At 68.6% G+C, this 23,432-nt stretch carries 21 protein-coding genes; 14 read left to right on the top strand and 7 right to left on the bottom strand.

What is annotated here, in order from left to right; all coding sequences use genetic code 11:
* Positions 1–67: 67 nt before the first annotated feature.
* Entirely contained in the window at positions 68–1,279 is a 1,212-nt protein-coding gene (locus tag JG540_RS08655) for a DNA recombination protein RmuC (RefSeq protein WP_200275380.1), read from the bottom strand.
* Between the two features lie 202 nt (positions 1,280–1,481).
* Here JG540_RS08655 and ychF point away from each other — a divergent pair, with 202 nt between their 5' ends.
* The 3 genes from ychF to JG540_RS08640 are packed head-to-tail and all read left to right on the top strand — an operon-like array spanning position 1,482 to position 4,206.
* Positions 1,482–2,585, top strand: a complete 1,104-nt coding sequence (ychF, locus tag JG540_RS08650) for a redox-regulated ATPase YchF (RefSeq protein ID WP_200275379.1) — start codon at positions 1,482–1,484, stop codon at positions 2,583–2,585.
* A complete protein-coding gene (locus JG540_RS08645) occupies positions 2,582–3,319 on the top strand; it encodes a BglII/BstYI family type II restriction endonuclease (RefSeq protein ID WP_200275378.1) in 738 nt (245 codons plus the stop codon). The genes ychF and JG540_RS08645 overlap by 4 nt, the downstream gene beginning before the upstream one ends.
* Before the next feature lie 50 nt (positions 3,320–3,369).
* On the top strand, positions 3,370–4,206 hold the full coding sequence (locus JG540_RS08640; protein WP_200275377.1) for an MT-A70 family methyltransferase: 837 nt from the start codon (positions 3,370–3,372) through the stop codon (positions 4,204–4,206).
* A gap of 233 nt (positions 4,207–4,439) precedes the next feature.
* Here the strand turns inward: JG540_RS08640 and JG540_RS08635 are convergent, their stop codons facing one another.
* Positions 4,440–4,961 carry a DUF4256 domain-containing protein gene (locus JG540_RS08635; RefSeq protein ID WP_200275376.1) on the bottom strand — a complete coding sequence of 174 codons (522 nt, stop codon included), beginning with the start codon at positions 4,959–4,961 and terminating at the stop codon, positions 4,440–4,442.
* A 148-nt stretch (positions 4,962–5,109) separates the two neighbouring features.
* Here JG540_RS08635 and JG540_RS08630 point away from each other — a divergent pair, with 148 nt between their 5' ends.
* Positions 5,110–5,874 (top strand): class I SAM-dependent methyltransferase, encoded by a 765-nt coding sequence (locus JG540_RS08630; RefSeq protein ID WP_200275375.1) that lies wholly within the window; start codon positions 5,110–5,112, stop codon positions 5,872–5,874.
* 324 nt (positions 5,875–6,198) lie between these two features.
* Positions 6,199–6,645, top strand: coding sequence for a pyrimidine dimer DNA glycosylase/endonuclease V (locus JG540_RS08625; RefSeq protein ID WP_200275374.1), 447 nt, complete (start codon positions 6,199–6,201; stop codon positions 6,643–6,645).
* Positions 6,646–6,658: 13 nt separating this feature from the next.
* Here JG540_RS08625 and nhaA read toward each other — a convergent pair whose 3' ends face one another.
* On the bottom strand, positions 6,659–7,972 hold the full coding sequence (gene nhaA / locus JG540_RS08620; RefSeq protein ID WP_200275373.1) for a Na+/H+ antiporter NhaA: 1,314 nt from the start codon (positions 7,970–7,972) through the stop codon (positions 6,659–6,661).
* A 397-nt stretch (positions 7,973–8,369) separates the two neighbouring features.
* On the opposite strand from nhaA, the gene JG540_RS08615 reads away from it, so the two are divergent.
* From JG540_RS08615 to JG540_RS08595, 5 genes are all read left to right on the top strand, one after another.
* A complete protein-coding gene (locus JG540_RS08615; protein ID WP_200275370.1) occupies positions 8,370–8,558 on the top strand; it encodes a YegP family protein in 189 nt (62 codons plus the stop codon).
* A 1,448-nt stretch (positions 8,559–10,006) separates the two neighbouring features.
* On the top strand, positions 10,007–12,070 hold the full coding sequence (locus tag JG540_RS08610) for a SpaA isopeptide-forming pilin-related protein (protein ID WP_200275368.1): 2,064 nt from the start codon (positions 10,007–10,009) through the stop codon (positions 12,068–12,070).
* A gap of 173 nt (positions 12,071–12,243) precedes the next feature.
* Positions 12,244–13,215, top strand: coding sequence for a diaminopimelate dehydrogenase (locus JG540_RS08605; RefSeq protein ID WP_200275366.1), 972 nt, complete (start codon positions 12,244–12,246; stop codon positions 13,213–13,215).
* Positions 13,216–13,353: 138 nt separating this feature from the next.
* Positions 13,354–14,409, top strand: coding sequence for a CAP domain-containing protein (locus JG540_RS08600; protein WP_200275364.1), 1,056 nt, complete (start codon positions 13,354–13,356; stop codon positions 14,407–14,409).
* 237 nt (positions 14,410–14,646) lie between these two features.
* Positions 14,647–15,300, top strand: a complete 654-nt coding sequence (locus tag JG540_RS08595; protein WP_200275362.1) for a GNAT family N-acetyltransferase — start codon at positions 14,647–14,649, stop codon at positions 15,298–15,300.
* A 152-nt stretch (positions 15,301–15,452) separates the two neighbouring features.
* Here JG540_RS08595 and JG540_RS08590 read toward each other — a convergent pair whose 3' ends face one another.
* A complete protein-coding gene (locus JG540_RS08590) occupies positions 15,453–16,595 on the bottom strand; it encodes a M48 family metallopeptidase (RefSeq protein ID WP_234043005.1) in 1,143 nt (380 codons plus the stop codon).
* A gap of 237 nt (positions 16,596–16,832) precedes the next feature.
* On the opposite strand from JG540_RS08590, the gene JG540_RS08585 reads away from it, so the two are divergent.
* The gene (locus tag JG540_RS08585) at positions 16,833–17,579 is read left to right on the top strand and encodes a peptidyl-tRNA hydrolase (protein ID WP_325132871.1); all 747 of its coding nucleotides are present in this window, start codon (positions 16,833–16,835) and stop codon (positions 17,577–17,579) included.
* 19 nt (positions 17,580–17,598) lie between these two features.
* On the opposite strand, the gene JG540_RS08580 is transcribed toward JG540_RS08585, so the two are convergent.
* Together JG540_RS08580 and JG540_RS08575 are read right to left on the bottom strand one after the other, a co-directional pair.
* Positions 17,599–18,171: a GtrA family protein gene (locus tag JG540_RS08580; protein WP_200275358.1), complete on the bottom strand. Its 573-nt coding sequence runs from the start codon at positions 18,169–18,171 to the stop codon at positions 17,599–17,601.
* Between the two features lie 159 nt (positions 18,172–18,330).
* Positions 18,331–18,933 (bottom strand): HAD family hydrolase, encoded by a 603-nt coding sequence (locus JG540_RS08575; protein ID WP_234043004.1) that lies wholly within the window; start codon positions 18,931–18,933, stop codon positions 18,331–18,333.
* A gap of 140 nt (positions 18,934–19,073) precedes the next feature.
* Here JG540_RS08575 and JG540_RS08570 point away from each other — a divergent pair, with 140 nt between their 5' ends.
* Together JG540_RS08570 and JG540_RS08565 are read left to right on the top strand one after the other, a co-directional pair.
* Positions 19,074–20,441 (top strand): M18 family aminopeptidase, encoded by a 1,368-nt coding sequence (locus JG540_RS08570; protein WP_200275354.1) that lies wholly within the window; start codon positions 19,074–19,076, stop codon positions 20,439–20,441.
* Between the two features lie 76 nt (positions 20,442–20,517).
* Entirely contained in the window at positions 20,518–21,507 is a 990-nt protein-coding gene (locus JG540_RS08565) for a patatin-like phospholipase family protein (protein WP_200275352.1), read from the top strand.
* A 58-nt stretch (positions 21,508–21,565) separates the two neighbouring features.
* On the opposite strand, the gene JG540_RS08560 is transcribed toward JG540_RS08565, so the two are convergent.
* A complete protein-coding gene (locus JG540_RS08560; RefSeq protein WP_200275350.1) occupies positions 21,566–22,096 on the bottom strand; it encodes an NUDIX domain-containing protein in 531 nt (176 codons plus the stop codon).
* 232 nt (positions 22,097–22,328) lie between these two features.
* Between JG540_RS08560 and JG540_RS08555 the strand changes: the two genes are divergently transcribed.
* Complete coding sequence (locus JG540_RS08555; RefSeq protein ID WP_234042770.1) at positions 22,329–23,309, top strand: alpha/beta fold hydrolase; 981 nt, start codon at positions 22,329–22,331, stop codon at positions 23,307–23,309.
* The last annotated feature ends 123 nt before the right edge of the window (positions 23,310–23,432 follow it).

Below are 23,432 nucleotides of genomic sequence, written 5' to 3'. Positions count from 1 at the left end.
AATCCGTATGGGACCTAGGGGGCGGCCTGCCGCAGGCTGGCTGGCTTGCAGGGTGAGTGCGGGGCCGTCAAGCCCTCCAAGCCTGGTCCAAGCCCAGCTCGGGGCTGGAGAGCTGGCGCAGCTGGGCGCTGTCTGGGTCTATGGGCTGGACCTCCGGCAGCTCCTGCGCCAGTGAGGTGAAGGACCGGGCGGTGACCAGCAGCCGGGACTCCACCGAGCCAGCGAGCCGGTTGTAGGCGTGCACGCTACGCTGCAAGGCTGAACCAAGCTGGTCAATATGCTTAGCAACCACTGAGAGCCGTTCGTAGAGCGTGCGGCCTAGCTCCAGCAGGGCGGCGGCGTCGTCGTTGACGGCGGCCCGGGCCCAGGCGGTGGCGCAGGTGCGCAGGAGCGCCAGCAGAGAGGCGGGTGAGGTCAGGGCCACGCCCTTGCCCAGGGAGTGCTCCAGCAGCGTCGGGTCGGCCTCCAGGGCGGCGGCCAGCACCGGCTCGGCGGGCACGAAGAGCACCACCAGCTCGGGGGCGGAGGGTAGGGAGCGGTCGTACCGCCGGGCAGCCAGCTCGTCCACGTGCCGGCGCAGGGCCTTGGCGTGCGCCTGCAGCAGCTCCTGCCGACGGGCCTCCGCCTCGGTGGCGGTGGGGCCTGCGGGGCTGGCGCTGGCCTGTAGGTAGGAGTCCAGGGGGACCTTGGCGTCCAGGGCCAGGTGTGCGCCCCCGGGCAGGCGCACGACCACGTCCGGACGGGACAGTCCCGTCTCCGGGCCGGGAGCGCCGACGGCCTTCTGCTCCAGGAAGTCGATGTGCGGCAGCATGCCGGAGGCCTCCAGGATCCGCGCCAGCTCCACCTCTCCCCACAGGCCGCGGGCAGAGCGTGACCGCAGGGCACCTTCCAGCCGGGTGGTGGCCCGGGACAGCTCCCGCTCCGCGCTGGCGGCCGAGCGCAGCTGCTCGGAGAGGCTGGCGTGCTGCTCCGCGCGCGAGCGCTCCATCTGCTCCACCTTGGCCCCCACCTGCTCCAGCTGGGCGCGCACGGGTGCCAGGACGCGCAGTACCGCGCCGTCGCGCTCATTGCGCTCCTCCGCCAGCTGGGCGCGCTCCTCCAGCTCCTCCGCCCGGGCCTGCCAGGCGGCGGCGTCGGCGCGCAGGGTGGCGACCTCGTCACGCCAGTGCACGCGGGCGGTGCTGGCGCGGGCGGCTGCCAGGGCGTAACCCAGCAGCACCCCCACCACCGTGCCCAGCAGGAGCAGCACATAGGGGAAGACCGTGTGTGTGGAGTACATGTATCCACCGTGCCACAGGGGTACGACACTAACTGCGGCAGGAGCTTCGTGCGGTGCGCGGCGCGGGCGCCTTCGATGGGCTGGCCTGTCATCCTCTGGGCGGTGCGTGGTGGCGGTGAGTGGAGCTGTGGCATGGTCCCGGAGAGAGGGGCTAGAGAACCGGCGGGAGGAAGGTGTCAGAGGCTGCGTCTAGACTCGGCACGTGGCTCTTACCATCGGAATCGTCGGACTGCCCAACGTCGGCAAGTCCACCTTGTTCAACGCCCTCACCCGCGCGACCGTGCTCGCGGCGAACTACCCCTTCGCCACCATCGAGCCGAATGTCGGCATCGTGCCGCTGCCGGACCCCCGGCTGGACCAGCTGGCCGAGCTCTTCCACTCGGTCCGCACGGTGCCCGCGACGGTCTCCTTCGTGGACATCGCCGGGATCGTGCGCGGCGCCAGCGAGGGGGAGGGGCTGGGCAACCAGTTCCTGGCCAACATCCGGGAGGCGGACGCGATCTGCATGGTCACGCGCGCTTTTGACGACCCCGACGTCGTGCACGTGGACGGCAAGGTCGAGCCCGCCAGCGACATCGAGACCATCGCGACCGAGCTGGTGCTGGCGGATATCCAGACCCTGGAGAAGGCCCTGCCGCGCCTGGAGAAGGAGGTGCGCGGCAAGAAGACCGACCCCGCGGTGCTGGAGACCGCCAGGGCGGCGCTGGCGGTCCTGGAGGAGGGCACGCTGCTGTCCGCCGTGGCGGAGCGCAAGGGGCTGGACGCGGAGGTGCTGCGCTCCTTCCAGCTGATGACCACCAAGCCCTTTATCTACGTGTTCAACATGGACGACGCCGGTATGAACGACTCCGCCAAGCAGGCCCGGCTGCGTGAGCTGGTGGCCCCGGCGGAGGCAATCTTCCTGGACGCCCAGTTCGAGGCCGAGCTGGTGGAGCTGGAGCCGCAGGAGGCGGCGGAGATGCTGCACGAGAACGGGCAGGAGGAGTCGGGCCTGGACAAGCTGGCGCGGGTCGGTTTCGACACGCTGGGCCTGCAGACCTACCTGACGGCGGGGGAGAAGGAGGCGCGCGCCTGGACGATCCGCAAGGGCTGGACCGCCCCCCAGGCTGCGGGCGTGATCCACACCGACTTTGAGCGGGGCTTCATCAAGGCGGAGGTTATCGGCTTTGACGAGCTCATGGAGCAGGGTGGCATCGCGCAGGCCCGCGCCCACGGCAAGATGCGCATGGAGGGCAAGGACTACGTCATGCAGGACGGCGACGTCGTGGAGTTCAGAAGCGGGCTTACGTCTGGGGGCAAGAAATGACCGGGGCTGTATCGAGTACCGACATGGAGCAACTTCCAGGTGCAGTGTGCGATCCGCAGGTGGTGTTCCCCTCTGGTTACAAGTATGGCGTCACACGCTATGCTGACCTGATTCTACGCGACGCGTTCCCTCAAAAGTATGTCGACATCGTAGGTAATCTGGAGGACTTTTATATTGACTACGCAGAGGACATCAAAGCGGGTGGCGGCTCTCGTGCACGGCACACCGCACGCCACGATGATGGGCTAACGCAACGCGGGTGGTCTAAGCACAATGTGACGATAGAAAAGCTCGTCGATGGTGTGCCTGTATATCGTGTACGCAACCACGAGATTGACGTCTTTACCATGGGGGATGATGGGGGTTATCCCGGCATCGCCGACGAGATGGAGTGGAATAACAAGGATCCATTTTTTCATAGAGACCTCAACAACTTTCAGGCGTTACACCGGGAAGGTGTCATTGCTGTCGGGGTCATCGTAACGAGGGGGCCTCGTTTGCAGGAGCTTCTGGAGTTCCTGGGTGCTGCTGGTGAGTATCCAAAGACGAAGTACGGTAAGGCAACGACTCACTGGAACAAGTTGACGCCCATGATTGACATGGGTGGTGGTGGAGAGTGTCCACTGCTGTGTGTAGGCATTGAACCCGAGAAGGTGCGCGGACTTCCGATGGATATTCTAAAAGGATTTACATTTTCTGACGGCACGCAACTTCAGTCGACTAGTGAGGCTTGACACTGTCAAAGTGGATCTCACATGAGATCTACTTATGATATGATTTAGATATGACCTTTCCTGCTGAACCACTGCGCGATAACTTTGATGTAGCGCCCCTTCCTCATGTTGATGGCGGTTTCAAGACCGTCCTGGCGGACCCCCCGTGGCGTTTTCAAAACCGCACAGGGAAGGTTGCTCCCGAGCATCGTCGCCTTGATCGCTACTCAACTATGAGCCTGGAAGAGATTAAGGCGCTCCCTGTTGCGGATGTGACAACTAAAAATGCTCACCTCTACCTCTGGGTTCCGAACGCGCTGCTTCCCGAGGGGCTGGCTGTTATGGAGGCTTGGGGTTTCCGATATGTCTCAAACCTAGTTTGGGCGAAGCGTCGAAAAGATGGGGGTCCTGATGGCCGCGGGGTGGGCTTCTATTTCCGTAACGTCACCGAACTAATCCTTTTTGGGGTGCGGGGTTCTATGCGCACACTTGCTCCAGCGCGTCGTCAAGTCAATATGATCGAAACGCGAAAACGTGAGCACTCGCGTAAGCCAGACGAGCAATACGGCCTCATTGAATCCTGTTCTCCCGGCCCATTTCTTGAAATGTTTGCGCGCCACCCACGTGAAGGTTGGTCGGTCTGGGGGGATGAGTCTGCAGAGGATGTTGTGCCGCGCGGAAAGACTTATCGGGGTTACGCGGGGGGGCCGCTTCTCGTACCGGCATTGAAGCCGCATGAGCGCCTGACTCCTGAGAATCAAGTGGTTATCGGCAACAAGCTGCGTGCAGAGTATGAGGCTGGTGCCAGCATTCGTGAGATCAGCGATCAAACCGGATATTCGATCACGCGTGTACGCACTCTTCTTAGTGGTGTGGGGGTTGAGTTTCGAGAGGCTGGTAAGCACTGAGGGGACGGGGTGTTTAGCCTCATATATGAGGACCTCTCACACCCGAGTTCCGGCCGAGCGTGTGAAGGTGTTATGGGTGTCTCCGTCCCACCGTTTGATGAGCCGACGGAGGGGCCCGGTCGGCTGGAGCGGTCTTGACCTTGCGTAGAAATGGACTTACGCCCGCCGCCCTACCCCGCCTTAGTCCTGGCTCCTGGCACGTTAGTGGGCCAGGTCGGAGTCGAGCACGGCGATTACACCTCCAGCACGCCCCTCCACCCGCGGGAGGCGTAGTACGAGTCTGCGCCGTTGTGATAGATGAACACCCGCCCGTAGCGTCGGTCACCGAACAGTGCCCCACCCAGCGTCCGCACTGCCGGGGGAGTGGCGAGCCACGTCGAGGTCCTCAGGTCGAACTCGCCTAGGCGCTGCAGGTGGTGGTACTCGTCTTCTCCCATGAGTCGCACCCCGGCTGCCGTAGCCTCGCCAGCAGCGCTGCCCCGAGGCGGGTTTCGCTTTCTCCCGCGCAGGGCCTCCTCGTCGAGGCACAGGCTCCGTCTGCCCGCAGGCGACTCCACCGAGCAGTCATAGAAGGTGAGGACGCCGGACTGCTCGTCAATGCCGACGACGTCGGGCTCACCGCCGGAGGCCTCTAGACGCTCCAAGGAGCGCAGCGCCTCGGGATGCTCCGCCAGGCGTTCTGCCACCTGCTCCCACCGCACTCCGACGTGACGGTGCGGGTGGGCGACGAAACGTGTGCGCAGGACGTCAATCATGTCTCTTCCTGTCAGTGGTGGGCGGCTGCGAGGACTTCGCCCCCTGGTCATAGAGGTTAGCGTCGGCCTTTGGCAACGAGGTCGGGCTCCGGTGCGATAGCGAGTGGCCATATCCGGCCCGCCTATCACGCGCGGCTAGCCTGGCAGTATGAGCCCCAGCGACGTCATCGCCAGCGCCACGCCTTTCAACGACGCACGTCTTGCCGTCATCTACGACGTCGACAACCCGGCGGGAGCAGACCACGACTTCTACCGGGCGCTGGCCGCCGAGACCGGGGCCCGCAGCATCGTCGACCTGGGCTGCGGGACGGGCATCCTCACGGTGACGCTGGCGGCCCCGGGCCGACGCGTACTCGGTATCGACCCGGCCCCAGCCATGCTGGAGCGCGCACACTCACGCCCCGGCGGGGACGCCGTCGAGTGGGTGACAGGCACCGCCAACCAGATCCCGCCGGGCCTAGCCGACCTGGTGGTCATGACCGGCAACGTCGCCATGCACATCGTCGGAGATGCCTGGCCCCAGACCCTGGCGGCGATCGCCGCCGGGCTACGGCCAGGTGGGGTACTTGCCTTTGAGACGCGCAATCCCGTAGCGCGGGCGTGGGAAGGCTGGCAGGCCGCCCCCGCAGTGCGACAGACCCCCGTGGGCGCGGTACGGGAGTCGCTGACCACCACCCCTCCGGACGCCGACGGGATAGTGGTCATGACCTACCGCAACGAGATGCTGGACGACGGTGACGTCCTGGCGGGCGAGCAGCGCCTCCAGTTCCGCAGCCACGAGCAGCTGCGGGCAGACCTCTGCGCAGCCGGGCTGCAGGTAGAGGCAACCTACGGTGACTGGGGGCGCACCCCGTTCAGCGGCGGCCCGGACCAGCGGCTCATGGTCCTGGTGGCCCGGCGGCCGGTGGACTGACCACGACGCATTCGGGGGCTCTTGCGCCGCAGCCGTCCGCGCCTTCCCCGCCGCGGGCTGACCGTGGCGCTCTAGGGGCATCCTCCGCACAGTCGGAGCCCTCCCGCTGCCATAAGAGTCATCGCAGGAACCGACGCCGCCGTCGCCTTCAGAACCACTGCCAACCTGCCCGCCCATCCGACCGACGCCGTCGCCGTCTTCGCAACCTCCAGCCTGGCCGCCTTCGCTAACGCAACCGCCACCGAAACCGCCGTCGTCGCTAACACGACCGCCGCCGCCAGCACTGCCACCGGACTACTGCCAGCACCGCAGAAAGGAGCTCCCATGAGGCTTTGGAGCCTGGACCCGGCGCTGCTGGACCGTGCCGCGCTGGTCGCCTGCTGGCGTGAGGCCCTGCTTGCCCAGAAGGTCCTCCAGGGCCGGACCAAGGGCTACCGCAACCACCCCCAGCTGGAGCGGTTCAAGGCCACCAGCGACCCCGCCTCCCATATCGCGGCCTTCCTCTGTGGCCTGCAGCGGGAGGCCACCGCCCGCGGCTACCGCTTTAACCGGGAGCTGATCGCCGCCGACCCCGCCCCGGCAGGCTCCCTGACCGTCACCACCGGCCAGCTGGAGCTGGAGCTGGCCCACCTGCGGCAGAAGGTCACCGTCCGTGAGCCCCAGTGGCTGCCCCGCCTGACCGGTGCCGCCCCACACCCCCTGTTCCGGGTGGTGGACGGCCCTGTGGCCAGCTGGGAACGCAGACCGCTCACGCCCGAGCCGGGTCCCTGACCTTGCCGCGGCCTCAGGCCTGCGCCTCGGTCTCGTAGACGTCGGGCACGCCGTCCGCGTCAGCGTCAACGGCGTCGGCGGCGTTGATACGGCGGTAGACGCGGTTGCGTGCGCCCAGCACCACGGCCGCCAGGGTCGCCGCCGTCAGGGAGGCCACCAGGACGGCGATCTTGACCACCTCCGCCCGCTCGCTGGCGCCGCCGTAGGCCAGGTCCCCGATCAGCAGGGACACGGTGAAGCCGATCCCGGCCAGCACCGACACCCCGGCCACGTCGAGCCAGGACAGCTCGGGGTCCAGCTGGGCCCTGGTAAAGCGGGCCATCATCCAGGTGGTGGACAGGATCCCCACGGTCTTGCCGACCACCAGGCCCGCGATCACCCCGAGGGCCACCGGGTCGGTCAGGGCGGTGCCGAGACGCCCCCAGCCGCCGATCGTGACCCCCGCCGCGAAGAAGGCGAACAGGGGCACCGCGATCCCTGCGGAGATCGGGCGCCAGCGGTGCTCCAGGTCGTGGGCCACGTCGCGCACCCCCGTGGTGCCCTCCCGCAGGACCGGGACCGTGAAACCGAGCAGGACCCCGGCCACGGTCGCGTGGATCCCGGAGGCGTGCACCAGCGCCCAGGCTGCGAAGGCCAGGGGCAGCAGCAGCCACCAGGTGGTGCGGCGACGCCGTACCACGGCCGCGAAGCACACGATGGGTACCAGGGCCGCCAGGAGCAGCTCGGGGCGCAGGTCGTGCGTGTAGAACACCGCGATCACGATGATCGCCAGCAGGTCGTCGACGACGGCCAGCGTGAGCAGGAAGGTGCGCAGCCCCGCCGGCAGCTGGGTGCCGACTACCGCCAGGACCGCCAGGGCGAAGGCGATGTCAGTGGCGGTGGGGATCGCCCACCCCTGCAGGGCAGCGCCGTCGGCGTGCCAGTTGATGGCGGTGAACAGCAGTGCGGGCACCGCCATGCCACCGACGGCGGCGACAACCGGTAGCGCCGCCTTGCCGGGGGAGCGTAGCGACCCGGCCACCAGCTCGTGCTTGAGCTCCAGCCCGGCCAGGAAGAAGAACACGGCCAGCAGCCCGTCGGCCGCCCAGTGGCCCAGGGAGAGGTTCAGGTGCAGTGACGCGGGACCAACATGGGTCTCCCGCAGCGCCTCATAGCTTCCGGGGGCCAGGTTGGCCCAGGCCAGGGCGAAGAACGTGGCAATGGTAAGCAGGATGCCGCCGGTGGTCTCCTGCCGGAGAATCTCGTTGACGTGGGAGATCTCCACCCAGGAGGGGCGGGGGAGGGCCTGCTGGGTGCGGGGGGACTGGGGCTGCTTGCTGTTGCTCATCGGGTCCTTTGGTGGTGTGGTCTGCGGTTTGCTCCGCACGGGCCTGGGGGGCACGTTACCTGGCTGTCAGGTGCGGGCCAGTGCTCGTGGCGGCTGCGGGGCGTGCCCACCCTACGCGATGGGACCGGTGTGGTGCGGGGCGTGCTGCCTGGTGCTGAACAGGCAGGGGTGCTGCCTTATAGCGAGAACGTACCTTGTTGCTGCTAGCTCCCTAACGGGGTAACCGTGCTGCTAGGCGGCTGGTCCCCGGTGTGGTACGCGCGTGTCCGGCAGGACTGGGGTGACCTCACGTATGGAGGGCTGGCGGGGAGGGTGGAGCGGGGTGGTAGGTGCTTCCCTGGCATTAACCTGCATGCCATACTCGTTTTAAGTACTTCCGCAAAGAGAGGGGAATCCAATGGCGGGCAAGTTCGAGATCTACGAGGACAGTGCAGGCAAGTTCCGCTTCCGTCTCAAGGCGGGCAATGGTGAGGTGGTGGCTACCAGCCAGGCATATGAGACCAAGGCCGCGGCTGTCAAAGGCACCAAAGCGGTACAGCGGGCGGCCGCAGACGCTACTACCAAGGACCTGACCGAGCAGCCCTGACCGGCACCTGCGACCCGGGTCGGGGCGAGTCTGCCCCCGTGACGGGACCGCACAGGGTGAGGCTGGCCCGGCGGCTGTCTTGGGCTCGGCCACAGTGTCTCAGGGTGGTACGTAGAACCTTTGCCTGGCAGGGGGCTCCCGGTGGGGTGCTTGCGGAGCCGTTTCCGAACGGTTGTCCTTTGCCTGACAGGTGCGGGACAGGCTGTGACCGCACCGCGACAAGAGAATGCTGGGTCCTCGTGAGGGGCGCCTAGGGGACTGCACCGTGGGTGCGCGCGGGGCCGGGCACCCGGGTGGGGGCGTGCTCAAGGGCGTAGTTTGTAGGAGGTTCTAGCGCGGGCCGCTGCGCGGGAGCCCGTACCGTGAAGTGCCGGTGACCGAGATTAAATTCCCGCTGGAGGGCAATTGGCTGGTCAATTTGCTGCTTCCGGGTGCGGAGGGCTGGTTCTTGCTTTGAGGGCCAGGTCTGCCGCCTGTGTGGCCTCCCGGGGGCCTTGCCTCTCCTCTCCGGCAACAATATTATTCATAGCACGTATCTATTGCAGGATCGTATCGCCTGGTCTCAAGGGCGGGGCGCGGGGCTATGGTGGCTAGGTCCCGCTAAAGGTGTATCGCAGTAGGCCTGAGTGGGGAGTGTTAGTTCTGAGCACCCAGAGGAGGGCCTGTACATGCCTCGCGTCCCAGGCTGCCGAGCAAGGCGGGTGGCCGCCCGGTTCCTGCTTCTTCTAGGGGTTGTGGGTCTGGCACTGGTCCCGCAGGCGGCTGATGTCGCCGCCTCCCGGGGGGAGGTCTCCTCGGACGGGGGCAACCCAAGTCCGGTGCCGGTCATCGGGCTGGCTGGTCAGCCTGGCAGTGCGGCAAATGTGGCGGACCGTGCTAATCCGTTGTCCTGTGCGCAGGGGGACTACTACACGATGACAAGCGACGGTAGTGTCTACCGTCTCCATGAGGAGGCGGGCGTACCTGACGGCTCTGGGGTGTACGACGGTACGGCCATTCGCTTCAAAAACCAGGAGGGTCGTGCGGATTTCAATGCCTTAGCGGTGGGCGCTAATGGTCGGGTGGCCTGGTCTATCAACCGTCAGGAGGACCTGAGTGCCAGCAATGATCCAGCGATAGGTGTCTACCGGTGGGATGCTGCCTCTGGTAGGGCTAGGAGGGTGGTCAGGGGCCCCTTGCCCGGGGAGCTCCGTCCTACTGGTATAGTCGCTGGCGGTATAAACCCCAAGGATCCGGATGCGGAGTACTACTTCGGGGGGTTCACTAAGGACAGCAATAATGACACCCACTTCTCCTTGCACAAGGTTGCTGGAGGCAGGATCCTCTTTGTCGGATACGTTTACGTTGGGAACGTTGAAACACCTACGGGTAGTAACGGGGACCTGGTGTTCTCCGCCGCGGGGGATATGTTTATCCTGTGGAACAACGCTGACGGTCATACTATTATGGTGCCGGTCAGGGCGGAGTCCCTTCTGCCGCAGAACATCGTGGAGTACACGATCTCCAGGGGGAGCAGTCAGTCGCTGACAACTGGTGCAGGTGGCTACAACGGCTTGGCTTTTGATGAGTATGGTCGGCTCATTATCCAGTACAACCAGAACTACTGGGACGGTCGGCAGTGGCTCTATAAGGCGCACGTCTACACTATCGACCCAGAGAGTGGGCAGTCCCTAAGCAACCCTGTGCCTCTTGACCTGACCTATTCCACAGACCTCGCCTCCTGTGCCTCGCCCTCCACCTTGTACGTCCAGAAGAACGTCGTCGGCCGGAAGAACAGCCGCGACCAGTTCCGGGTCTCAGTGTCCCGTAAAGGCGGCAAGGAGCTGGGCGCGGCTACCACAAGCGGCACCAGCACAGGATCTCAGGCACCCCTGGGGCCGTTCATCCTGCTCAAGTCGCGTACCTATACCATCAAGGAGACGGCAGCAGCAGGAGCCTCCTTACGCGACTATGACGCCGACCTCAAGTGCTGGGTCCAGGGCACCGGTGAGCAGGTGTCTCCCACCAGGATCTCCAGCACCGAGTACGAGCTCTCTCCGGGCTACGGCCCTTCGCGTGACGTGGTCTGCGAGCTGAGCAACACCCCACGGGGCCAGGTCTCCTGGACCAAGACGGACCAGGAAACCGGCAGTAACCTGCCGGGCTCCGTGTGGGAGATCAGGCCCGCTAGTGGCTCCCCGGCCATAGAGGTCACGGACAACACCGGGCAGTCGGGCTACCGGGGCCGGGACCGGGATCCTGCCGCGGGCGTGTTCCGCGTGGAGGACGTCTCCCTGGGGCGCTACATCCTAAAGGAGAAGACCGCCCCGACCGGATACGTGCTGGACCCCACTGAGCATCCTTTTGAGCTCAGCCCCACCCATGTCCGCACGCCCCTGGGTATAGGTGCCCGCACCAACCGCCCGGTCCGGGGCGGTGCCACCTGGCGCAAGGTGAGCAGCTCCCAGGCCCTGCTGGCGGGCTCGGTGTGGACCCTCACCCCCACCAGTCCCACCGGCCCGGCCCGCGAGATCAGGGACTGCGTCAAGACCCCCTGCGCGACCGGGGGCGACCAGGACCCCCAGGGCGGCGTCTTCCGTCTGGACGGGCTGGGCTACGGCAGCTATGACCTCACTGAGAAGAAGGCTCCCCAGGGCTACGTGCGCAGCACGGAGACCAAGAAGATCACGGTGTCCACCGACGGTGAGACCGTGCAGGTCGGGGACGTCGTCAACCAGGCCCTGCCCAAGGTGCGCTGGACCAAGACCGGCCCTGCGCCTGCTGCCGCTCCCCTGCCGGGCTCAGTGTGGACCTGGACCCCTAAGCGGACTCCGCGCCAGGCCGTCGAGGTCACTGACTGCGTGGCTGACCGGCCCACCGCCTGCCAGGGGCCTGACCGTGACCCCGCCGCTGGTGCCCTGGAGCTGCACGACGTCCAGCCCGGTACCTACACCCTCGTGGAGAAGACCCCGCCGCAGGGCTACCTGCTGGACAGCACCCCGCATGAGGTGGTGGTCCTGGACAGCCACGTGGGCGGGACCGTGGAGGCGGGTGCCTACGTCAACCAGCCTTCCCACGGCTCCGTGAGCTGGCAGAAGGTGGACGCGGCCAACCGCCACCCGCTGGCGGGCAGCAGCTGGCGGCTCACCGGCCCCACCGGGGCGTCCTCCGCGGTCCAGGAGGTCCAGGACTGTGTGGCCGACGACGCCACCGCCTGCAAGGGGCCGGACCGGGACCCGGCCCCCGGGGCCTTCCAGGTCACGGAGCTGCCGCTGGGCTCCTACCAGCTGGTGGAGAGCGCCGCGCCCGCTGGCTACCGGCTGGACCGGAAGGTGCACGGCTTCACCCTGGACACCACCAACCGGGACCACGTATTCCCTGCCGCCTTTGAGAACCACAAGACCGCCGTACCAGCCCTGCCGCTGACCGGCGGGCTGGGGGCCGACATGTTCTGGATCTGGGGTGCCGTGCTCGGCGTGGCGGCCCTGGTGGCAGGAGTGTTCAGGCGCCTGCGGGCCGTGCGCGCCAGCTGAGGCTCCACATCAGGACCGGGCCGCTGGCTCCAGGTGAGAAGACCTGGGGCCAGCGGCTTCCTGCAGCCAGGCACCGCACAGGGTCCACGCTCTGAGATGTGCTCTGCCCCAAAACCTCGTATCGCCCGATGATGGAGGCTGTAGAAGCACACTAGGCAAGTCCAGGAGGACGCATGATCAGGGTCGCTATCAACGGCTACGGCAACCTGGGGCGCGGTGCCGAGCAGGCTGTCAGCCAGAACGAGGACATGGAGCTCGTGGTCGTCTTCACCCGCCGCGACCCTGCCACGGTCGCCACCCAGGGTGCGCCCGTGGTCCACGTGGACGAGATGGCTGCCTGGCAGGAGAAGGTGGACGTCTGCCTGAACTGTGGGGGCTCCGCCACCGACCTGGAGGAGCAGGGGCCCGCCGCCGTCGCCTACTTCAACACGGTGGACTCCTTTGACACCCACGCCAAGATCCCCGGCTACTTCGCCGCCGTCGACGCCGCCGCCCGGGCCGCAGGTCACGTCGCCCTGGTCTCCACCGGCTGGGACCCTGGCCTGTTCTCCATGCTCCGCGTGCTGGGCGAGGCAGTCCTGCCGCAGGGACGGACCACCACCTTCTGGGGGCCGGGCGTCTCCCAGGGACACTCCGACGCCCTGCGGCGCATCGACGGCGTGCTGGACGCCAAGCAGTACACCCTGCCGGTGCCCGCCACCGTGGCCGCCGTCAAGAACGGTGAGGACGTCGAGCTGACCACCCGCTCCATGCACACCCGCGACTGCTACGTGGTGGCCGCCGAGGGGGCCGACCGGGCCCGCATCGAGGCAGAGATCAAGGCCATGCCCAACTACTTCGCCGACTACGACACCACCGTCACCTTCGTCAGCGCCCAGGAGCTGGCGGACCGGCACGCTGGTATCCCGCACGGCGGCACGGTCATCCGGCGCGGCCAGACCTCCGGGGAGGTGGCAGCCACCATCGGCTTTGAGCTGTCCCTGGGCTCCAACCCGGAGTTCACCGGCTCGGTCGTCGCCGCTATGGGCCGGGCGGTAGCGCGCAAGGCCGCCCAGGGGCAGACCGGGGCGGTAACCGTGTTCGACGTGACGCTCAGCGAGCTCAGCCCCCACAGCCCCGCGGAGCTGCGCGCCCGCTACCTGTGAACCTGCCTGTTGCGGGGGAGCGGGCGGCCTGCTGCCTATAGTCAGTATCTATCTACCGGCATCTTAATCTATCTGTTACCATCTGCCTGGGCCGTAGACCTGATAGATCCCTGACTACCCGGTCCGAGAGGATTCCTGATGAAGAACTTCTCCCGTCTCCCGCTCTCCCTGGGCGCAGGCGTGGCACTTGTGCTCTCCGTCCCCGGCGTGCTCAGCACGCCTGCTGCGGCGCAGGTCCCGGTGGCCGTCAGCCCGGCGGCGGCTAACACGCTAGAGAGCAGTCACGCTGACACGATCCTCGTGAAGGTGAACGAGCTGCGTGCATCCTACGGGCTGGCGCCACTCACCCGTTACGTGGAGCTCGACGCCGTCGCGCAGGACTGGTCCGAGCAGATGTCCCGCACCGGTGTCTTTGAGCACCGCCCGGGGTTCAGTGTCTACCCGGCGGGCTGGGACATGGCGGCGGAGAACATCGCCTACAACCATGACGCCCATGGCCCGGAGATCGGCCTGCAGCTCTTTGAGCAGTGGCGCAAGTCCCCCGGGCACCTTGAGAACATGCTGCGCCCTAACCTCAACGCGATCGGCATCGGGGTGTCCTACAACCCCAGCAACGGCCGGTGGTACGGCACGCAGAACTTCGCCAACTACCCGGACCCGGCCAGTGCGGGCCTGACACCGCTGCCGGGAGGGTCCCAGCCGGGGGCGGCGCCTGCTGTCCCGGAGGCTCCGGGAGATGACGGCCCCTCCGTGTCCCAGCCGGAGGAGAGGAAGCCAGAGGCTGGCGCTCCGAGCCCGGCGGCGCCCTCCGAGCCGAAGAAGGAGGACCCCCCGGCCGCGGTGCCAGCGCCTCCAGCCGCTGACAAGCCCAAGGAGGATGCGGGCGACCCGGCTGGCAAGCCCCAGAGCCACGCCCCCAAGAAGAATGACGCCACCCAGGACGCTTCCAAGCATGGTAAGTCCACCGGGAAGCATGACTCCAAGGTGGTTGAGGTCCCGTCTGGCAAGCAGTCTGCCGGACCCGCCTCCGGCAAGCCGGAGGTCGTGGTGGCCGCCCCGGAGAAGAGCAAGGCCGCTGACGGAACCACCAGGCTGCCTGCCACAGGCGTGTCCTCCTTGGCGGCTCTGGGTGCCCTGGGGCTGGCTGGTGCCGGGACGGCTGTCTTCGTGATCCGGTCGCGGCGACGCGCCTGAACTAGGCCTTACACCTTTCTAGGCATCCGCGGGAGCGCAAGGCGCTCCCGCGGATGCCCTGTCTCTGCCCGCATACCGTCCTGCCGGGCCCCGGCGTCTGGGACGGTACCACCGGGCACCCTTTCGCAGGCGCTGCCAGGGGCCTGGGGGCCGTTGCCACCCGTGGGGCTGTGACAGGGGACTGCCTCTCAGCCAGGGCATTCCCGTGCCGCCCGGTATCTGCGGCAGGATGGGCACATGCATGACGACGTCGCTCCCGGCACGGAGGAGCCCGCACCCACCACCCCGCACCTGGACGCCCGCTCCGGCTCGCTGCCGGAACCGGTGGCGGACCAGGGACAGCAGTCGGTAACGAAGCCAGGCCCTGCGCAGGGGCCGGGCGCCAGCCTGCTGATCCGTGCCGCCCGCCCGGACGACGTCCACCGGGTGGCTCTGCTGCTGTCCCTGCGTGGGCGGGAGCTGGAGCAGACGCTGGCGGAGGCCCCCCACATGATCGCCTCCCTGCCTGTGCTGCTGCTGGCCCGACTGGTGGAGCCTGGGGACGCGCAGGGGCCGGAGGACACTCAGGCTCCGCCAGTGGCCCTGGCCGGCGCCTTCATCCTGCCCGCTGCTGCCGACCACGGTGAGCAGTGGCTGGTAACCGGCCCCATCGTCGACCCCGACTGCCCTCAGGGAGGGGTGGGGCGCCAGCTCCTCGGGGCTGTGATCGACGCGGTGGAGGCCCTGGACCCGCAGGCCCGGCTGCACGCCGTCGTCCCGGCTGAGGAGCACGCGCTGGTGGCCCTGCACCGCAGTCTTGGCTTTACTGAGGAGAGCCGCGGCACCACTTTTGACGAGCTGGACTTTGGTCAGGACACGGCCCTGATGCTCGTGCGCCCGTCTCGGGGCTGAGCACCTCACCTGCCAGGGGCCGCGCTGCCCCAGGGTCCACAGGGCAGCCACAGCTGCCCTGGGCCAGACCTGAGGAGGCGGGGCCAGGTGCTACAGGCGCTGCCGCACCAACCTGGGCCACGGGTCTGGACGGCAGACTCCGGCGCCTCTGCTCAGAAGGGCTCCCCTGCTTCGGGGGCCGGTACGCTGCCTGTCGGCTGCCGTGGTGGTCTACTGACCGGGGTGGGGTCCGCCAGGCGCACCACGTCACGTGCCACCGGGTAGGCCAGGCCCGGGTAGCGGCCGAACTGCTCCTCAGCTCCCACCACCCGGGGTGACACCCGGTCCATGTGCTCCAGGACCTGTGCAGGAGTGGGCCAGCCTGCCGTCCGGTTGTAGCCCACGGGCCCGGCAGCCTCGAACCAGGCCGTCTTGGGGCGGATCATGACCCGCCCCGGACGGCTACGGTCCCGCAGTGCGTGGGCCCGCCAGGTCAAGGGCGGGTGGGTGGCGGTCCAGTTCACCAGGTGCACCCAGGCGCCCTTCTCCCTCACGGCGCGGTCCGCAGTGGCGTGCAGGTTCACGTGCGCCCCCAGGTACTTGCCTGCCCCCAGCAGGCCCACCACCCCGGGGACACCGCGCGGAGCGACCGCGTAACCGTGGTTGTCCGCGGTGTACTCCATGGAACGCGACAGGGCCAGCCCCAGGAAGGGGACGTAGCCCACCACCTGGTTGACCAGTACACGCCAGAAGGAGACGTGCCCCGCAGCCAGGTGCCCCACCTCGTGGGCCACCACGAAGCGCAGGGCCTCCGGGTCACGGGCGGACCCGCCCACCTCGAACAGGTCCGAGTGGACGCACACGAAGCGCCGGAAGCCGTGACCGGAGGCGAAGGCGTTGATCTGCCCGTTGCCCAGGACCACGTAGGCGTCCGGCACCCGGCGCATCCCGAAGGCTGCGGCCGCCTCCACCACCATCCGGTAGCCCTCCGGGAACTGGGTGGGGCTCATCTGTACCCCGGTGGCCCGCAGGCGCCCGTACATGAAGGCACGCGCCACCCACACCAGCAGCGGCAGGCCCGGCAGGGCCAGCAGCAGCTGGGCCTCTGAGTTGGCCTGCTCCCCGACAAAGAGGGCCTGCACCTCCTTGGCGGTGCCGGTGGGTTCCGTGTCCACCAGCAGCCACGCCACCAGGGCCACCCAGGCCACGTAGGCCAGGACGGTCAGCACCACGCCGATCCACAGCAGCGGCATCTCCACCGGGTGGCGCAGCTGACGGATACCCCGCCTGCCGTGGACGGTTGAGCCGGAGAACAAGGTCGGCCTGCCCGGCAGGGCCGCCTGCGGCGAGACCGGCGCACTGGCCTGGGCGGGATAGCCCAGGGCCGGTCCTGCTGGGCCCCCGGCGGGGGAGGGGGACGGCGGTGGGTAGCTTGCGGAACTCATAGGGCAAAACCTAGCTGGCTGTACTGACACAGACACTCGCTGTCAGTAGGGTACGGGCCTTCAGCACCTCCTACCTGAGGAGGAGCGGCACCGCGGTAGGGTCTGAGCGTGAACGAGCAGAACCCGCCCTGGGGCATGCAGATCGCGGTGCGCTATGACAAGGTCCACCCGCCCCGGCAGGTGGACGTCGCTGAGGCCGCCGCCCGCGCCGTCGTCACCCTGCTGGCCTCCCCCCAGGCTGCCCCCGGGGGACCGTGGGCCCCGGCGGTAGAGCACTGGCGGGCCACTGCCATCCGCAAGCTGGTGCGCCGCGCCCGGGGCGCGCGCTGGCAGGAGGTCCAGGAGCTGGCCGGGGTGACGGTCAGCCAGGACGGACCTGCGGGCTGGGGCAGCGCCCAGGTACGGGCCTTCGTGCCCGCCCCGGTAAGCCCGCTGCCCGCCAGCCTGGCCAGGACCCAGGTGGAAGGCACCCAGTTCCCGCTAGGTGACGAGCTGCCCCCACCGCCAGCAGCAGTTACCGCCGCCGTCGCCCAGGACCCGCAGGCCCGCAGCCAGGTGGTGCTGGGCTCCGGCTCCAGCAACGACGGCGCCCTGGTCACCGTCGAGGTCACCCCCTGGAGGCAGATGAGCAGCGGCAAGCTCGCCGCCCAGTGCGCCCACGCCGCCCAAAGGGTCTGGGAGAGCCCCCAGATGCCCGCTAGCCTGCGGGCGGCCTGGGCGCGGGACGGCTACCGTGTGCGCGTGGTCCACCCCAGCGGGGAGTCGTGGGCCAGCAGCGCTCGGCCCGTGTCCATCACCGACGCCGGCCTCACCGAGCTGGGCGGCCCCACGGAGACCACCCGGGCCTACTGGTAGGGGGCTGGCGGGCAGCCGTTCAGCCCTGCTTGACCGGTTCGGGGGTGCCCCTGAACACCCACAGGCGCATCAGCACGTAGAGGTACAGGCCCTCGCAGCAGGCGGAGATGAAGCGTGCCAGCTGGGCGTTCATGCCCAGCCAGTGCAGCAGGGAGGACAGGCCCAGGATAAAGATCACGTACTGGGAGACCAGGCCCACGGTGTAGCGGCTGCCCTGCATGGCAAAGGAGTCGTGCGACTGGAAGTTCAGCCACCGGTTCAGTACCAGGGAGTACAGGCCCGCGATGGCGTAGCCGACGGTCACGGCCACCGGGAACCACCAGTGCAGGTGGTTGTTGAAGATCCACAGGCAGAAGATGTCCAGCAGGAAGCCGGAGCCGTTGATGATCGCGTAGCCGATAAAGGTCACCGGTACCCGGCGGCGCAACGGGGCGGGCAGCAGCCGGTGTATGGCGGTTATCAGGCTCAGGAACACCTCGGGTGCGCGCCGCCCGCCGGAGGTGGCGGCCTGTGCTGCCGTGCGTAGGGACTCCGGGGTGCTGGCCTGCAGCTGTCCGGGCGATACCGTAGCGGTCTGCTCCTGGTGGCTCATGGGATCCCTTCTCGGCTGAGTGCGCTCTTGCCTCCTGTGAGGAGAGTCTTCCTGCTGCCGGGGCCAAGGGCTAGACCTGACAGGATGATTCAGGTCTCCAAACCCTCCTCCTGCGGAACGAGCCTACTCGACGCCCCCTGCGGCAACGGTGCGGCGAGGCTACGCGGCCGGAGACAGGACGGTGCGCAGCCCGTCCCGCAGCACCGCGCCCCCGGCGTCTGCCGGGTGGTGCAGCGTGCGCAGCCCCAGCTGGCGGGCCGCCGCGATGTTCTGGGCGTTGTCGTCCACGAACAGCGCCTGGGACGCCTCCTGCCGGGACATCCCGACCCTGGCCAGCACCCGCAGGAAGTACTCCGGCGCAGGCTTGGCCACCCCGACCTCGCAGGAGTAGGCGTCCACGTCACACAGGCCGTCATAACCCAGGCGCTCACGCATCCAGGCGCGCCGCTCCCACTGCTGGTTGGTGGCCAGGACAGTCAGGTAGCCCGCCGCCCGCAGCTCACGCACCACCGCCCAGGCCACCGGGTCCGGCACAGCCTGCCACCACAGGTCCAGCAGCTCCGTGGTGCTGCGCGGCACCTGCAGCCGCGCACGCAGCCGGGCCAGCAGGCTGCTGAGAGACTCCCGGCCGCTGAGGGCGTCCTCCTCCCCGGCCAGCAGGGCCGCCGCGAAGCCTGGACCGCCACCCTCCTCCAGGGCCTGCTCCCAGGGGGTCCCGATGAGCTGGAGCACGCCGTCGGCGTCCAGCAGGACCACCCGCACCGGCGAGGTAGCGGCAGGCGGGAGGGGGACGACGGCGGGGCCGATGCCACCCAGGCTGGTGCTGGTGGGGGCCGGAGGGGTTGGGCTGCTCACGGGCACATCCTCCCAGGCAGAGGTGGTCAAGGTGCCAGACTGTGCCCATGAATCCTGAGCCGAGCCACAGCCCCCACACGCTCACCGACGTGGACCGCTACTGCGAGTCACTGACCGAGTTCGTGACCGCCAGCCCCTCCAGCTACCACGCCGCCGCCGAGATCGCCCGCCGTCTGGGGCGCCAGGGCTTCCAGCAGGTCGATGAGCGCCAGCCCTGGGGCAAGGACCTGCCCGCACGCGGCTACGTGCTGCGCGACGGCGCCCTGCTGGCCTGGCTCCTGCCCCCAGCCGCCGCCGGCCAGCCCGGTGGGCCGGCAGCAGCCGGGAGCCTGGGGCCGCAGGCGGGCTTCCGGGTGGTCGGCAGCCACACCGACTCCCCGGCGCTCAAGCTCAAGCCCGCCGCCGCCCTGGTACGTGACGGGGTCCAGCTGCTCAACGTGGAGGTCTACGGCGGGCCCCTGCTCAACTCCTTCCTGGACCGCGAGCTGGGCCTGGCCGGGCGCCTGGTCACCCGCGACGGGCAGGTCCACCTGGTGCGTACCGGCCCGGTGGCCCGGGTGGCCCAGGTGGCCCCGCACCTGGACCGCTCCGTGAACGAGTCCCTCCACCTGGACAGGCAGGCCAACCTCCTGCCCCTGTGGGCGCTGGTGGCTGAGGGCCAGGAGCCGCGCCCTGACGACCCTGAGCGCTACCTGTGCCGGCTGGCCGGGATCGACCCCCAGGAGCTGGCCTTCCACGACGTCGTCACCTACCCCACGGAACCGCCCAGCCGCTTCGGGCGGGACCAGGACCTTTTCGCCTCCTCCCGGCTGGACAACCTGTGCTCGGTGCACTCCTCCCTGGTGGCCCTGGAGGCGCTCGCGGAGGCGGGCGCTGCGGTGCCCGGGCCGGTGGTGCTGATCGCCAACGACCATGAGGAGGTCGGCTCCCTGACCCGCTCCGGCGCCGCTGGCCCCCTCCTGGAGACCGTGCTGCGGCGGCTGGCCCGTGCGCTGGGGGTGGAGGGCGACGCCTACGAGGCCGCGCTGGCCCGCTCCGTGTGCCTGTCCGCCGACGCCGGACACGCCGCCCACCCCGGCTACCCGGCCCTGCACGACCCCGCCGTGCGCCCCCGCCTTAACGGTGGTCCCCTGCTGAAGATCAACGCCCAGCAGCGCTACGCCACCGACGCCGTCGGGGCCGCGGCGTGGAGGCGGGCCTGTGCCGCCGCCGGGGTGCCCAGCCAGGACTTCGTCTCCCACAACGCCGTGCCCTGCGGCAGCACCATCGGCCCTATCACCGCCGGGAGGCTGGGTATCACCACGGTGGACGTCGGCCAGCCGCTGCTGTCCATGCACTCCCAGCGGGAGATGTGCGGCGTGCAGGACGGCCCCTGGATGGCTCAGGCCATGCGCGCCTTCTGGCAGGGAGCCTGACCGGCCAGGGGAGCCCGGTGGAACCGTCTGCCAGACGTCTCCCGCCGGGCGCGCCCGCACGGGTAGCCTCCCAGGTATGAGCAGTACCCACCGGCAGCCAGGTCCAGCCGGAAGCAGCCCGGCCAGCAGCAGCCCGGGCTGGCCCGCACCGGTCCCATACGGGGAGCCGGGGCACGCCCCCGCGCCCGTCACCCGCCCGGTGGCGGGCACCGCCCTGGTCTTTGAGGGCGGGGGCATGCGCGGCACCTACACGGCGGCCCTGGTCCAGGTGATGCTGGAGGCGGGCCTGTTCTTCCCCTGGGTCGGGGGCATCAGCGCAGGCACCACCAACGCCGTCAACATGGTCTCCCGGGACCGCTGGCGGGCGCGGGAGACCTTTGTGGGACTGCCTGCCGACCCGCAGGCCGGAGGCTGGGGCAGCTTCCTGCGCCGTCAGGGCTACTTCAACTCCGAGCACATCTACCTCCACACCTCCCGCCCCGGGGAGAGGTTCCCCTTTGACTGGCCCAGCTTCACAGCCTCCACCGCCACGTTACGGCTGGGGGCCTTCCGCTGCGACACTGGCGAGCAGGTCTACTGGGGCAAGGAGCACCTGACGCAGATGGAGGACCTGCTGCCGCTGTGCCAGGCGTCCTCCTCCATGCCCGGCCTGATGCCCCTGGTGGAGGTGGACGGCCTGCCCTACCTGGACGGTGCCCTGGGTCCCACCGGCGGGCTCGCCACTGACGCTGCGGCGGCTGACGGCTACCAGCGGATGGTGGTGGTGCTTACCCGTGAGCCCGGTTACCGCAAGCCCCCGGCCCGCCTGCCCGCTGCCTACCGGGCGCTCTTCCGCCGCTACCCCGCGGTGGCAGAGGGCATCCTGGCGCGTCCTGGCCGTTACAACCGCACCCTGGAGCAGCTGGAGGCCGCCCAGCGGGCGGGCAGCGTCTACCTGTACCGGCCTGAGCGGATGCCCGTCACCAACGGGGAGCTGCGCTATGACCGGGTCGTGACCGCCTACGAGATGGGCCTGGCCCAGGCCCGCCGCGAGCTGCCGCGGATCCTGGAGTTCCTGGGGCACTGACCGGCTAGGAGGGCAGGTTGCGGGCTTCCGGTCGTGGACGGTGCCGCCTGCGGGGGCGTCAGTGCCAAGCCGCTTCCGGGTTGGGGTCGGCCTGCTCGGCAGGGAAGCCGAAGGTCATGATGGCCGGTACCGCCGTCCCAGTCTCCTGGCGTCTGCGCAGCAGCTCCAGCACCGCCAGCTCGTGCGGTGGTACCGGCTGGGGCAGCGCGTCCAGGGCGAACCAGCGCAGGCCCGCGTTCTTACGGGGCTCCTGTACCCGGGGCTCGCCCTCCCAGCGGCAGGTGGTCAGGAAGAAGTCCACCCGCTGCTCCCGGGCGGCGCCGCCGACGTCGCCGGAGCGGTGCATGGCGGTCAGGGGCTGCATGTCCTCGGGGCGTACCACCACGGCGGCCTCCTCCCAGGCCTCGCGGGCCGCCGCGGCCAGCACCGACTCGCCGCTCTCCACGTGGCCTGCTACTCCGCAGGCCCAGTAGCCGTCCATGTATCCGGTGTCGCGGCGCAGCTGCAGCAGGACCTCCAGCTGCGGCCCCCGCGCGCGGGTGAGCAGCAGGTAGGCGGCGGGCACCAGGCTGAAGCGTAGTTGGGTCATGGGTGAACGTTATGGCACTCAGCACACCGGTGCCTGTGGGGGCTGTGACCTAGGCCGGTTCGACCAGTAGTATTCCCCGGCTTTTCATAAGCCGATTCCGGTAACAACGGGGTAGGTTCGCCTAACAGTTGAATATCAGATTACTTTTCCCCAGCATACAGATTAAATCCGTGCAGGCTTTGTCTATGCTGAGGCGGTCCGTGTGCTCAGGATGAGGCGGAAAGGGGAGGACATGAAGGTTGTTCACGCCTCCATGGCTGCTGACGACGGCGTCTGCATCCACCTGCGCTCCTGGCTGCCTGAAGGGGTGCGGGTCCTGGGTGCGCCCGTGCGCGACACGGACCGCAGCCCGCGGGCGGTGCTGCAGATCGCCCACGGCCTGGCCGAGCACGGCGGCAGGTACGAGCGTTTCGCCGCGGCGGCTGTGGCAGCCGGTTTCGCGGTGCACGCCAATGACCACCGGGGGCACGGCAAGTCGGTGCTGCGGCCGGAGGACAAGGGCTTCTTCGCGGACACCAACGGCTGGCAGGCGGTGGTCGGGGACCTGGACGCCGTGCTGCGCCTCGAGCGGGCCGCCTACCCGGGCGTCCCGGTGTTCCTCCTGGGGCACTCCCTAGGTTCCTTCATGGTGCGGGACCTGGCCGCGCAGCACGGTGACGAGCTCGCCGGCATGATCCTGACCGGGGCGGGCATGGGACCAGGGATCACGGGCCTGGCTGCCCGGGCCTTTATGCGGGGACGGGCCTTCTTTAAGGGCCCCAGGCACCTGTCGGCCACCTTGGACCAGCTCTTGTTCGGAGGCTACAACTCCTACTTCGCCCCCTCCCGCACCAGCTTTGACTGGCTCAGCCGTGACGAGGCCGAGGTGGACGCCTACCTGATGGACCCGATGTGCGGATTCGTGTGCACCGCGGCGCTGTACGAGGACGTCCTCAAGGGGACGGCGGCGGTGTCCTCGCCCAGGCTGATGGCGTGCACTCCGGTGGACCTGCCGGTGCTGATCGCCTCCGGGGACATGGACCCGGTAGGGGAGCAGGGGCGCGGTGTGCGGGAGGTGGCCGCGGCCTACCGCAAGGTCGGGATCAAGGACCTGACCACGGTCCTCTACCCACAGGCCCGGCACGAGATCCTTAACGAGCTCAACCGTGACGAGGTGACGGCGGACATCCTGCGCTGGATAGAGGAGCGCCTGCCCCCTGAGCCAGCCGCCTGAGGCCGGGCGCTGTCACTGGTAGATCGGGCCGCCCGGCTCGCAGCCTTGTGGAGAACATACAAGGTCTGCCTGGGTGTGCGGTTCAAAAAACTGGCAACGCGGGGCTGTGGCGCGCCTTAGTCT

It is taken from the genome of Actinomyces weissii (assembly GCF_016598775.1).
GTDB lineage: Bacteria > Actinomycetota > Actinomycetes > Actinomycetales > Actinomycetaceae > Actinomyces > Actinomyces weissii.
The sequence above is the reverse complement of the archived record's forward strand: the minus strand, read 5'-3'. Positions and strand labels throughout refer to the sequence as shown.

What these genes read in the sequence shown, in the direction of transcription:
- JG540_RS08655 (WP_200275380.1), bottom strand. Translation starts at nt 1,279, where the DNA reads ATGTACTCCACACACACGGTCTTCCCCTATGTGCTGCTCCTGCTGGGC.
- JG540_RS08645 (WP_200275378.1), top strand. Translation starts at nt 2,582, where the DNA reads ATGACCGGGGCTGTATCGAGTACCGACATGGAGCAACTTCCAGGTGCA.
- JG540_RS08640 (WP_200275377.1), top strand. Translation starts at nt 3,370, where the DNA reads ATGACCTTTCCTGCTGAACCACTGCGCGATAACTTTGATGTAGCGCCC.
- JG540_RS08635 (WP_200275376.1), bottom strand. Translation starts at nt 4,961, where the DNA reads ATGATTGACGTCCTGCGCACACGTTTCGTCGCCCACCCGCACCGTCAC.
- JG540_RS08630 (WP_200275375.1), top strand. Translation starts at nt 5,110, where the DNA reads ATGAGCCCCAGCGACGTCATCGCCAGCGCCACGCCTTTCAACGACGCA.
- JG540_RS08625 (WP_200275374.1), top strand. Translation starts at nt 6,199, where the DNA reads ATGAGGCTTTGGAGCCTGGACCCGGCGCTGCTGGACCGTGCCGCGCTG.
- nhaA (WP_200275373.1), bottom strand. Translation starts at nt 7,972, where the DNA reads ATGAGCAACAGCAAGCAGCCCCAGTCCCCCCGCACCCAGCAGGCCCTC.
- JG540_RS08615 (WP_200275370.1), top strand. Translation starts at nt 8,370, where the DNA reads ATGGCGGGCAAGTTCGAGATCTACGAGGACAGTGCAGGCAAGTTCCGC.
- JG540_RS08605 (WP_200275366.1), top strand. Translation starts at nt 12,244, where the DNA reads ATGATCAGGGTCGCTATCAACGGCTACGGCAACCTGGGGCGCGGTGCC.
- JG540_RS08600 (WP_200275364.1), top strand. Translation starts at nt 13,354, where the DNA reads ATGAAGAACTTCTCCCGTCTCCCGCTCTCCCTGGGCGCAGGCGTGGCA.
- JG540_RS08595 (WP_200275362.1), top strand. Translation starts at nt 14,647, where the DNA reads ATGCATGACGACGTCGCTCCCGGCACGGAGGAGCCCGCACCCACCACC.
- JG540_RS08580 (WP_200275358.1), bottom strand. Translation starts at nt 18,171, where the DNA reads ATGAGCCACCAGGAGCAGACCGCTACGGTATCGCCCGGACAGCTGCAG.
- JG540_RS08570 (WP_200275354.1), top strand. Translation starts at nt 19,074, where the DNA reads ATGAATCCTGAGCCGAGCCACAGCCCCCACACGCTCACCGACGTGGAC.
- JG540_RS08565 (WP_200275352.1), top strand. Translation starts at nt 20,518, where the DNA reads ATGAGCAGTACCCACCGGCAGCCAGGTCCAGCCGGAAGCAGCCCGGCC.
- JG540_RS08560 (WP_200275350.1), bottom strand. Translation starts at nt 22,096, where the DNA reads ATGACCCAACTACGCTTCAGCCTGGTGCCCGCCGCCTACCTGCTGCTC.
- JG540_RS08555 (WP_234042770.1), top strand. Translation starts at nt 22,329, where the DNA reads ATGAAGGTTGTTCACGCCTCCATGGCTGCTGACGACGGCGTCTGCATC.